Origin of the sequence: Pseudomonas sp. SWRI81 (assembly GCF_014268545.1) — a bacterium.
Lineage (GTDB): Bacteria > Pseudomonadota > Gammaproteobacteria > Pseudomonadales > Pseudomonadaceae > Aquipseudomonas > Aquipseudomonas hamedanensis.
Genome location: NZ_JABWQS010000078.1, coordinates 1 through 9584, shown reverse-complemented (window position 1 = coordinate 9584; position 9584 = coordinate 1). Strand labels below are relative to the sequence as shown.

Here is a 9584-nt window from a genome sequence, read left to right as displayed (position 1 = left end):
CGGTGAGTCAGTCGAAAAAATGTATCGACTGATTCACCGTCTTCGCGAGCAAGCCCGCTCCCACAGGGGTTCTCTGGTGTATGAGAAAACCGGGACTGTTACAGGTCGCCATAACCCAGCGAACGCAGCGCGCGCTCGTCATCGGACCAGCCGCCCTTCACCTTGACCCACAGGTTGAGCATGATCTTGGAGTCGAACAGCAGCTCCATGTCCTTGCGCGCTTCGGTGCCGATGCGCTTGATGCGCTCGCCCTTGTCGCCAATGATGATTTTCTTCTGGCCGTCACGCTCGACGAGAATCAAGGCATGGATGTGCAAGGTCTTGCCCTGCTGCTTGAACTCTTCGATCTCGACGGTGATCTGGTATGGCAGCTCGGCGCCCATCTGGCGCATGATTTTTTCGCGGACCAGTTCGGCGGCGAGGAAACGGCTGCTGCGGTCAGTAATCTGGTCTTCCGGGAAGAAGTGATCGTTCTCCGGCAGATGGTCCGCGATGACCTTTTCCAGCGCTTCGAGGTTGTGCCCGTGCTGCGCGGAAATCGGAATGATCTGCGCGTTTGGCAGTTGTTCCTGCAACCAGCTCAGGTGCGGCATCAGCTCGGCTTTGTCTTCGATGCGGTCGGTCTTGTTCAGCGCGACGATCAGCGGACCGGTGACGTACTGCACACGCTCGAGAACCATCTGGTCTTCGTCGGTCCACTTGGTGCGGTCAACGACAAAAATCACCACGTCGACGTCTTTCAACGCCGCCGAAGCGGTTTTGTTCATGTAACGGTTGAGGGCCTTTTCGCCGCCCTTGTGCATGCCGGGAGTATCGACGTAGATCGCCTGCACGTCGCCCTCGGTCTTGATCCCCAGCATGTTGTGGCGGGTGGTCTGCGGCTTGCGCGAGGTGATCGCCAGCTTCTGGCCGAGAATATGGTTGAGCAGCGTCGACTTGCCGACGTTGGGACGGCCGACGATGGCAACGTAGCCACAGCGAGTTGCGTTTGTATCAGTCATTGCCATTCTCCACGCCCAGGGCTATCAGTGCTGCGGCGGCCGCTACCTGTTCGGCAATACGACGGCTCACACCCTGACCTCGGCTCTTTTCGTTCAATAGGACCACTTCGCACTCGACGAAGAAGGTTCGGCAGTGCGGCTCGCCCTGGATATCCACCACTTCGTAGCGCGGCAGCTCGCAGCCGCGCGATTGCAGGTGTTCCTGCAAGCGGGTCTTCGGATCCTTGTTGGTGTCGACCAGCGTCAGGCCTTCGAACTCGCCGGCCAGCCAGGCCAGTACGCGCTCGCGAGCGACGTCCATGCCGGCGTCGAGGTAGATTGCACCGATCAGGGCTTCAAGGGCATCGGCCAAAATCGATTCGCGACGAAAACCGCCGCTCTTCAGTTCGCCAGAACCCAGGCGCAAGTAATCGCCGAGGTCAAAACCGCGCGCCAGCACGGCCAGCGTCTCACCTTTCACCAGGCGTGCGCGCAAACGCGACAATTGGCCTTCGCGGGCCAGCGGGAAGCGATCGAACAGCGCCTCGCCAGCGACGAAGTTGAGGATGGCATCACCGAGGAATTCCAGGCGCTCGTTGTTGCGCCCGGCAAAACTGCGATGCGTGAGGGCCAGCAGCATCAGCTCCTGATCCTTGAAGGTGTAACCGAGCTGGCGCTCGAGACGGCTAAGAGAAACGCTCACGGTTTACCCACGCTGAGTTCGTGGCTGGATTCCACTGCCATCGCCGGGGTACGGCGCAGGCCTGGGACAATTAACGCTGTGTTCAAAAATGAGATCCTGGCGATTGCGAAGCCGCTTGTGCCGGCTCCAGAAATGCATTCGGCGCTGTGGTCAACAGCGCCGTGTGTAATTACTTGATCAGGCCGACCCGCGAGAAATTCGGCAGGTGGCTGAGTTTCGGCTCCGGCCAGCTCATCCAGACCGCGAAGGCCTTGCCGACGATATTGCGGTCGGGAACCATGCCCAGCAGATCCTTGGGAATGTTCGGATCATCCCAGTAGCGACTGTCATTCGAATTGTCGCGGTTGTCGCCCATCATGAAGTAGTGCCCGGCAGGCACTGTCCACGAGCGATCCGGGGTGGCGCGGTAGCGGCTCATTTCCTTGCGGATCAGGTGCTCGGCTGCGCCGAGTTTTTCCTTGTAGAGTTCTGCACTGCCCAGGGTGCCCGGCTCGGCGCCGACCATTTTCTCGGCAATCGATTCGCCATTGACGAACAGACGCTTGTCGGCGGTGTAACGCACCGTGTCGCCCGGCAGGCCGACCACACGCTTGATGTAGTTGACGTTCGGGTCGCTCGGGTAGCGGAACACCATGACATCGCCGCGCTGTGGATCACCGACTTCGATGATCTTCTTGTCGATCACCGGCAGGCGGATGCCGTATGAAAACTTGTTCACCAGAATGAAGTCGCCAACGTCCAGGGTCGGCTTCATCGAGCCGGACGGAATCTGGAACGGTTCCACCAGGAACGAACGCAGGACCAGTACGATGAACAACACCGGAAAGAACGACTTGCCGTATTCAACCAGCAGCGGCTCTTTGTTCAGTTTCTCGACGACCACGGCTTCCGGCTGGCTGACACTGCCTTGATAGGAGGCAATGGCAGCACGCCGACGCGGCGCCAGGAACAGCAGATCGAGCAACGCCAACAGGCCGCAGACGAACACGGCGATGACCAGCAACAGCGGGAAATTTAGCGACATAGGACCTGATTATTCCAACCTGAGCACGGCGAGGAAGGCTTCCTGTGGAATTTCCACGTTGCCGACCTGTTTCATGCGTTTCTTACCGGCCTTCTGCTTCTCGAGCAGTTTCTTCTTACGACTGACGTCACCGCCGTAGCATTTGGCCAATACGTTCTTTCTGAGCGCCTTGACGGTTGTCCGGGCGACGATCTGACCACCGATGGCGGCCTGAATCGCCACGTCGAACATCTGACGAGGAATCAGTTCTTTCATCTTCTCGGTCAACTGGCGACCTTTGAAGTGCGAGTTGTCACGGTGCACGATCAACGCCAGGGCATCGACCTTGTCACCGTTGATCAGCACGTCCAGTTTCACCAGATTAGCCGATTGGTAACGATCGAAATGGTAATCCAGCGAAGCATAGCCGCGGCTGGTGGATTTGAGACGGTCGAAGAAGTCCAGGACCACTTCGTTCATCGGCAGGTCGTAGGTCACCTGGACCTGATTGCCGAGGAACAGCATGTCGACCTGAACGCCGCGCTTCTCGATGCACAGGGTAATGACGTTGCCCAGGTGTTCTTGCGGCACAAGGATATTGGCGCGCACGATGGGCTCACGCATGTCCTCGATGGCCGAGACATCCGGTAGCTTCGACGGGTTGTCGACGTAAATCGTTTCACCGGTTTTCAGCACCAGCTCGAAAATTACTGTCGGCGCGGTGGTGATCAGGTCCAGGTCGTACTCGCGCTCGAGGCGCTCCTGGATGATTTCCATGTGCAGCATGCCGAGGAAGCCGCAACGGAAACCGAAGCCCAGTGCGTCGGAGCTTTCCGGGGTGTACTGCAGCGACGAGTCGTTCAGGGTCAGCTTCTGCAGCGCTTCGCGGAAATCCTCGAAATCGTCGGAGCTGACCGGGAACAGACCGGCGTAAACCTGTGGCTGAATGCGTTTGAAACCCGGCAGCACCGGAACGTCTGGCGTGGAGCTCAGGGTCAGGGTGTCACCGACCGGCGCACCGTGAATGTCCTTGATGCTGGCGATGATGAAGCCCACTTCGCCGGCCTTGAGATCGACGGTGGCGGTGTGTTTCGGGTTGAACACACCGACGCTGTCGACCAGATGGATCTTGCCGGTGGACTTGACCAGAATCTTGTCGCCCTTCTTCACCCGGCCGTGACGGACACGCACCAGGGAGACAACGCCCAGGTAGTTGTCGAACCAGGAGTCGATGATCAACGCTTGCAGCGGATCTTCGATGTTGCCGGTCGGCGCAGGAATGGTATGGACAAGACGCTCGAGCACTTCGTCGACACCCAGGCCGGTCTTGGCACTGCAGGTGACGGCGTCGGTGGCATCGATGCCGATGATTTTCTCGATTTCGTCTTTTACGCGATCAGGATCGGCCTGCGGCAGGTCGATCTTGTTCAGCACCGGCATGACCTCAAGGCCCTGCTCGATAGCGGTGTAGCAGTTGGCCACGGACTGGGCTTCTACGCCCTGCCCCGCATCGACCACCAGCAAGGCACCTTCGCACGCCGCCAGGGAACGGCTGACTTCGTAGGTGAAGTCGACGTGGCCGGGGGTGTCAATGAAGTTCAGCTGGTAGGTGATGCCGTCGCGGGCTTTGTAATAGAGGGTAACGCTGTGGGCCTTGATGGTGATCCCGCGTTCACGCTCAAGATCCATGGAATCCAGTACCTGGGCTTCCATTTCACGCTCGGCCAGGCCGCCGCACATCTGGATGAAACGGTCAGCCAGCGTCGACTTGCCATGGTCAATGTGGGCGATGATGGAGAAATTGCGGATATGACTCAAATCACTCACGGATCAACACTCAAAAAGGCTGCAGGCTTGGCCCGCCGAAAAATAGCCGGGAATTGTACCTGATACACGGCGCAAGCGTCACGTTCGCCTGTCACCCGGATGACATGCAAAAACGCCCCGATCTTTCGACCGAGGCGTTTTTAGGGTTCAAGCACAGGATGAAAGCTTGTTCATCAACCCGCTCGCCTGAGCAACCAGACACCTGCCAGCGCACAGACCCCGGCCGGCACCAGCACCGCGAACAGCGGCGAGAAGCCGAACACCAGACTCGACGGCCCGAGCAGATCCTGGACGATGCGGAAGGTAAAGCCCACCAGCACGCCGGTAAAGACACGCTGACCGAGGGTCACCGAACGCAGCGGGCCGAAGATGAAAGAGATCGCCATCAGCACCAGCGCGGCAGTCACCAGTGGCTGCAACACCTTGACCCAAAAAGCCAGCCAGTAACGCCCGTTGCTCAGGCCCTGTTCGGCCAGATAGTGGATGTAGCCCCACAGTCCGCTGATCGACAGCGATTCCGGCGCCATCACCACGGTGCTGAGCAATTGCGGACTCAACGCTACGTCCCAGCGCTCGGTCGGCGTGTTTACCACTTCGGTGCTGCGCTCTTTGAACAACGTGGTCGAAACTTCGCTTAGCTGCCAATGATCGCCGTCGAACTCCGCCTTCTTGGCAAAGCTGGAACTGAGCAGATGGCGCTCCTTGTCGAAGTGATAGCGCGTCACGCCATACAGCAGGCCGTTCGGCTGCACCGCGTTGATGTGGATGAATTCCTCACCCTGGCGGTGCCACATACCGTGCTTGGCACTCTGCGCGTCGCCGCTGCCCTGTGCCAGCGAGCGATTGGCCTGGGCCATGCTCTCGCTGGCCGGGGCGACGTATTCACCAATCAGGACGCCGGCGAGCATCAGCACCAGCATGGGCTTCATGACAGCCCAGACGATCCGGCCGATGGACACGCCCGCGGCGCGCATGACGGTCAGTTCGCTGCTGCTGGCCAGGCTGCCGAGGCCGATCAGGCAGCCGATCAGCGCCGCCATCGGCAACATTTCGTAGAGACGGCGTGGCGCGGTCAGCAGGACAAAGCCAAGCACATCGACCAGGGTGTAGGTATCGCTGACGTCACCCATTTCATCGATGAAAGCGAACAAGGTCGCCAGGCCGAGGATGATCGCCAGCACGGCGATGATCGCCATGAACACGCTGCTGCCGATGTAACGGTCGAGTTTAACCACGGGCCACCTCCAGCGCAGCGGCGCGGCGACTGGCCATTTTCAGGCGCAGCGGCTCCCAATAGAGCAAGCCCAGACCGATCAACAGGAAAATCCCGTGCACCCACCACAGCCCCAGGGCCGGCGGGATCTTGCCTTTTTCGAGGGCGCCGCGCGCGGCAATCAGGATCGTCAAATAAGCCATATAAAGAAGAATCGCCGGCAGCAGCTTGAGGAAACGCCCCTGGCGCGGATTCACCCGTGCCAGCGGAACGGCCATCAGGGTCACGATAAACACCAGCAGCGGCAGGGACAGGCGCCATTGCAGTTCGGTTCTGGAACGAATGTCATCACTGCCCAGCAAACTCGAGGTCGGCATCGCGTCGCGGTCAGTCACCTCTTCGCTGACGTCCGGCTTGGGCAGCAGCACGCCGTAGGTTTCGTAATGGATGGCGCGGTAATCGGCCTGCCCCGGGCTGCCGTCATAGCGGTAGCCGTTATCGAGAATCAGGTAGCGATTGCCGTCGGGGCGGATTTCCTGACGGCCCGATTCGGCCACCAGCACGGAAATCCCACGGTCCTTCTGATCGGCGCCGAGGTTCTTCTGCGAGATGAACACGTTGCCCAGATTGACGCGATCGTCGCTCAGGGATTCGGTATAGGTCACACGCGTACCGTCACGCAGCGCCTGAAAGCGGCCCGGCTCAAGCGTATCGAATTCGGTCAGGGCATCCTGCTTGTTGAGCAACAGCTGGAACTGATTGGCCCCTTGCGGGGCAAGCCCCAGGCTCAGCCATGCCACCACCAGCGCGACCAGGGTCGCCGGAAACAGGGTGATGCGAAACAGCTTCTGCTGGCTCATGCCCGTGGCCGACAGCACGGTCATCTCGCTTTCCAGGTACAGGCGACCGTAAGCCAGCAGGATGCCGAGGAACAGCCCCAGTGGCAGGATCAGCTGCAGAAAACCCGGCAGGCGATAGCCCATGATCAGGAACAGCGAGCCCGGATCCAGCTGGCCGGCAGCGGCCTGGGCCAGGTATTTGATGAAACGACCGCTCATGATGATAACCAGCAGCACGGCACTCACGGCGCTGAGGGTCAACAAGACTTCGCGGGACAAATAGCGGAAGACGATCAAACCAGACACTCCAGGGTTGTCAGGCTAAGGCGGCCAAACAAGCAAACACATCGACCGGCCCGCAACGCAGAGCCGTCGAAAAAGATGCGGCATTATCCTGTGATTGGGTGCGCCTGTCACTGCGCGCACTCATCCATATCTGTAATCCGTTGCAGATCGTACAACCGAGGGTTGTCAGGCGCGGGGAGCGGGGTTCAAACTGCGGCCCTTGTCGCAGGCTTTGGCCTGCGCCTCTTCTCTTTATAAGCAGGCGACTGCGGCCACCGTCGAGCGCCTGCGTGTTGACCATTCATTCAGGGATCCGCACATGGAACTGGTTGTAAAAAGCGTTAGCCCGGAAACGTTGAAAACCGCCACCCTGGTGGTTGCCGTCGGCGAAGGCCGTAAACTCGGCGTCGCCGCCAGACTGGTCGACGAACTGAGCGGCGGTGCGATCAGCGCCGTACTCAAGCGTGGCGACCTGGCCGGCAAGGTCGGTCAGAGCCTGTTGCTGCACAGCCTGCCAAACCTCAAAGCCGAGCGCGTGCTGCTGGTCGGCGTGGGCAAGGACGAAGAACTGGGCGACCGTCCGTTCCGCAAAATCGTTGCCGGCACCCTCGGCACCCTCAAAGGCCTGGGCGGCAGCGACGCCGTGCTCGCGCTGGACGAAGTCATCGTCAAAGGTCGCGACAGCTACGGCAAAACCCGTCTGCTGGCCGAAACCCTGCTGGATGGCCAATACACCTTCGATCAATTCAAAAGCCAGAAGGCCGAACCGCGCGCGCTGAAGAAAATCACCCTGCTGACCATCAAGGCTGCACAAGCCGAAGTGCAGCGGGCCGTGAACCATGCCACCGCGATCGCCAACGGCATGGCCTTCACCCGCGACCTGGGTAACCTGCCACCGAACATCTGCCACCCGACGTTCCTCGGCGAGCAGGCGAAAAACCTCGGTAAAGACTTCAAGGACCTGAAAGTCGAAGTCCTCGACGAGAAGAAGATCAAAGCGCTGGGCATGGGCTCGTTCTACGCCGTCGGCCAGGGCAGCGCCCAGCCGCCGCGCCTGATCGTCATGCAATATAACGGCGGCAAGAAATCCGAGAAACCTTACGCACTGGTCGGCAAGGGCATCACTTTTGACACCGGCGGCATCAGCCTGAAGCCGGGCGCCGGCATGGACGAAATGAAGTACGACATGGGCGGCGCTGCCAGCGTGTTCGGCACCCTGCGTGCGGTGCTGGAACTGAAGCTGCCGATCAACCTGGTGTGCATCCTCGCCTGCGCCGAAAACATGCCGAGCGGCAACGCTTCGCGTCCGGGCGACATCGTCACCACCATGAGCGGCCAGACCGTTGAAATTCTCAACACCGACGCCGAAGGCCGTCTGGTGCTGTGCGATGCACTGACTTATTCCGAGCGCTTCAAGCCGCAGGCCGTCATCGATATCGCCACCCTGACCGGCGCATGCGTGGTTGCCCTAGGCGCACACACTTCGGGCCTGCTGGGCAACAACGACGAACTGATCGAGCAACTGCTCAGTGCCGGCAAGGCTGCTGACGACCGCGCCTGGCAACTGCCGCTGTTCGACGAGTATCAAGAACAGTTGGACAGCCCGTTCGCCGACATCGCCAACATTGGCGGGCCGAAGGCCGGCACCATCACTGCGGCATGCTTCCTGTCGCGCTTCACCAAGAACCTCAACTGGGCGCACCTGGACATCGCCGGCACCGCCTGGACCAGCGGCGGCAAGGACAAGGGCGCCACAGGCCGTCCGGTGCCATTGCTGACCCAGTATCTGCTGGATCGCGCCAAAGCCTGAACCCGCTTGCTGCCCTGGAACCGCAATGACCAAAGTCGACTTCTACATTCTGCCCAGCGCCGACCCTTCGGCTCGCCTGGACTTCGCCTGCAAGCTCACCGAGAAAGCCTGGCGCATGGGCCATCGCATTTACCTGCATTGCAGCGATGCCACCCAGCGTGAGGCGCTTGATGCGCGGCTGTGGACGTTCAAGGGCGAAAGCTTCGTGCCCCACGGCCCGGCCGAGAGTGAACCGGACGGCTTGATTGTCCTGGGGCTGGGCGATGACTGCGGCCAGCATCAGGATCTGCTGGTCAATCTCGACCTGAAAGTCCCGGCTTTCGCCAACAGATTCGCCCGGGTGGCGGAAGTTGTCGTTGAAGATTCGACCATTCGAGCTGCCGCGCGGGAGAGTTTCCGTTTCTACCGCGAACAGGGCTATCCTCTGCAAGACCACCGTTTACAGCGACTCTGAGCATTCCAATGGACACTCCGAAACCGCAGCAAAAGTCCGCACACCTGCTGGACGATCTCGAATCGATCCGTCAGTTGCTCGGCGATGACAACCTGCAACCGCCGCTGTTGACCGATACGGTCGATGACATCGAACAGGAACAGATTCCAATGCTGTTCGACCCGGTCGGGGCCGAGCCTCCCGCCGTCGAACCCGCACAGGCGCCCGCACCGACAGCCGCGCCCGCCGACAAAGGCCCGGACGCCCTTCTCCATCTGGACAGCGAACTGCGCGCCGCCGCGCAACTGATCATGCAAGACGTGATCGACGACTTCGCCCCGCACATCGAAACCGAAATCAAACGCCGCCTCGAAGCGCGGATGGAACGGCTGCTCAGCCAGTACGAATAACAACAAATCCAGTGTGGGAGCGGGCTTGCTCGCGAATGCGGTGTGTCTGTCACCGATGTGTCGCCTGGCACACCGCATTCG

9 protein-coding genes are annotated in these 9584 nt (G+C 60.3%); 3 read left to right on the top strand and 6 right to left on the bottom strand.

Annotated features, from left to right (window positions below; translation table 11 throughout):
• Positions 1-98: 98 nt before the first annotated feature.
• The 6 genes from era to lptF form a co-directional block, all read right to left on the bottom strand.
• The gene (era, locus tag HU765_RS26345) at positions 99-1001 is read right to left on the bottom strand and encodes a GTPase Era (protein ID WP_016771562.1); all 903 of its coding nucleotides are present in this window, start codon (positions 999-1001) and stop codon (positions 99-101) included.
• Positions 994-1683, bottom strand: coding sequence for a ribonuclease III (gene rnc, locus HU765_RS26340; RefSeq protein ID WP_024011703.1), 690 nt, complete (start codon positions 1681-1683; stop codon positions 994-996). Before rnc ends, era begins: the two co-directional genes overlap by 8 nt.
• A gap of 169 nt (positions 1684-1852) precedes the next feature.
• Positions 1853-2707 (bottom strand): signal peptidase I, encoded by an 855-nt coding sequence (gene lepB / locus HU765_RS26335; RefSeq protein ID WP_186624016.1) that lies wholly within the window; start codon positions 2705-2707, stop codon positions 1853-1855.
• Between the two features lie 9 nt (positions 2708-2716).
• Positions 2717-4513, bottom strand: a complete 1797-nt coding sequence (gene lepA, locus HU765_RS26330) for a translation elongation factor 4 (RefSeq protein WP_186551278.1) — start codon at positions 4511-4513, stop codon at positions 2717-2719.
• A 173-nt stretch (positions 4514-4686) separates the two neighbouring features.
• On the bottom strand, positions 4687-5748 hold the full coding sequence (lptG, locus tag HU765_RS26325) for an LPS export ABC transporter permease LptG (RefSeq protein ID WP_186624015.1): 1062 nt from the start codon (positions 5746-5748) through the stop codon (positions 4687-4689).
• Entirely contained in the window at positions 5741-6862 is a 1122-nt protein-coding gene (gene lptF, locus HU765_RS26320; RefSeq protein WP_186624014.1) for an LPS export ABC transporter permease LptF, read from the bottom strand. Before lptF ends, lptG begins: the two co-directional genes overlap by 8 nt.
• A gap of 307 nt (positions 6863-7169) precedes the next feature.
• Between lptF and HU765_RS26315 the strand changes: the two genes are divergently transcribed.
• Genes HU765_RS26315 through HU765_RS26305 form a run of 3 tightly spaced genes read left to right on the top strand, consistent with a single transcriptional unit; the run spans position 7170 to position 9503 of the window.
• Positions 7170-8660: a leucyl aminopeptidase gene (locus tag HU765_RS26315; protein ID WP_186624013.1), complete on the top strand. Its 1491-nt coding sequence runs from the start codon at positions 7170-7172 to the stop codon at positions 8658-8660.
• 25 nt (positions 8661-8685) lie between these two features.
• Positions 8686-9114 (top strand): DNA polymerase III subunit chi, encoded by a 429-nt coding sequence (locus tag HU765_RS26310; protein WP_186624012.1) that lies wholly within the window; start codon positions 8686-8688, stop codon positions 9112-9114.
• Between the two features lie 8 nt (positions 9115-9122).
• On the top strand, positions 9123-9503 hold the full coding sequence (locus HU765_RS26305) for a DNA polymerase III subunit chi (protein WP_186624011.1): 381 nt from the start codon (positions 9123-9125) through the stop codon (positions 9501-9503).
• Positions 9504-9584: the final 81 nt, after the last annotated feature.

What these genes read in the sequence shown, in the direction of transcription:
- era (WP_016771562.1), bottom strand. Translation starts at nt 1,001, where the DNA reads ATGACTGATACAAACGCAACTCGCTGTGGCTACGTTGCCATCGTCGGC.
- lepB (WP_186624016.1), bottom strand. Translation starts at nt 2,707, where the DNA reads ATGTCGCTAAATTTCCCGCTGTTGCTGGTCATCGCCGTGTTCGTCTGC.
- HU765_RS26315 (WP_186624013.1), top strand. Translation starts at nt 7,170, where the DNA reads ATGGAACTGGTTGTAAAAAGCGTTAGCCCGGAAACGTTGAAAACCGCC.
- HU765_RS26310 (WP_186624012.1), top strand. Translation starts at nt 8,686, where the DNA reads ATGACCAAAGTCGACTTCTACATTCTGCCCAGCGCCGACCCTTCGGCT.
- HU765_RS26305 (WP_186624011.1), top strand. Translation starts at nt 9,123, where the DNA reads ATGGACACTCCGAAACCGCAGCAAAAGTCCGCACACCTGCTGGACGAT.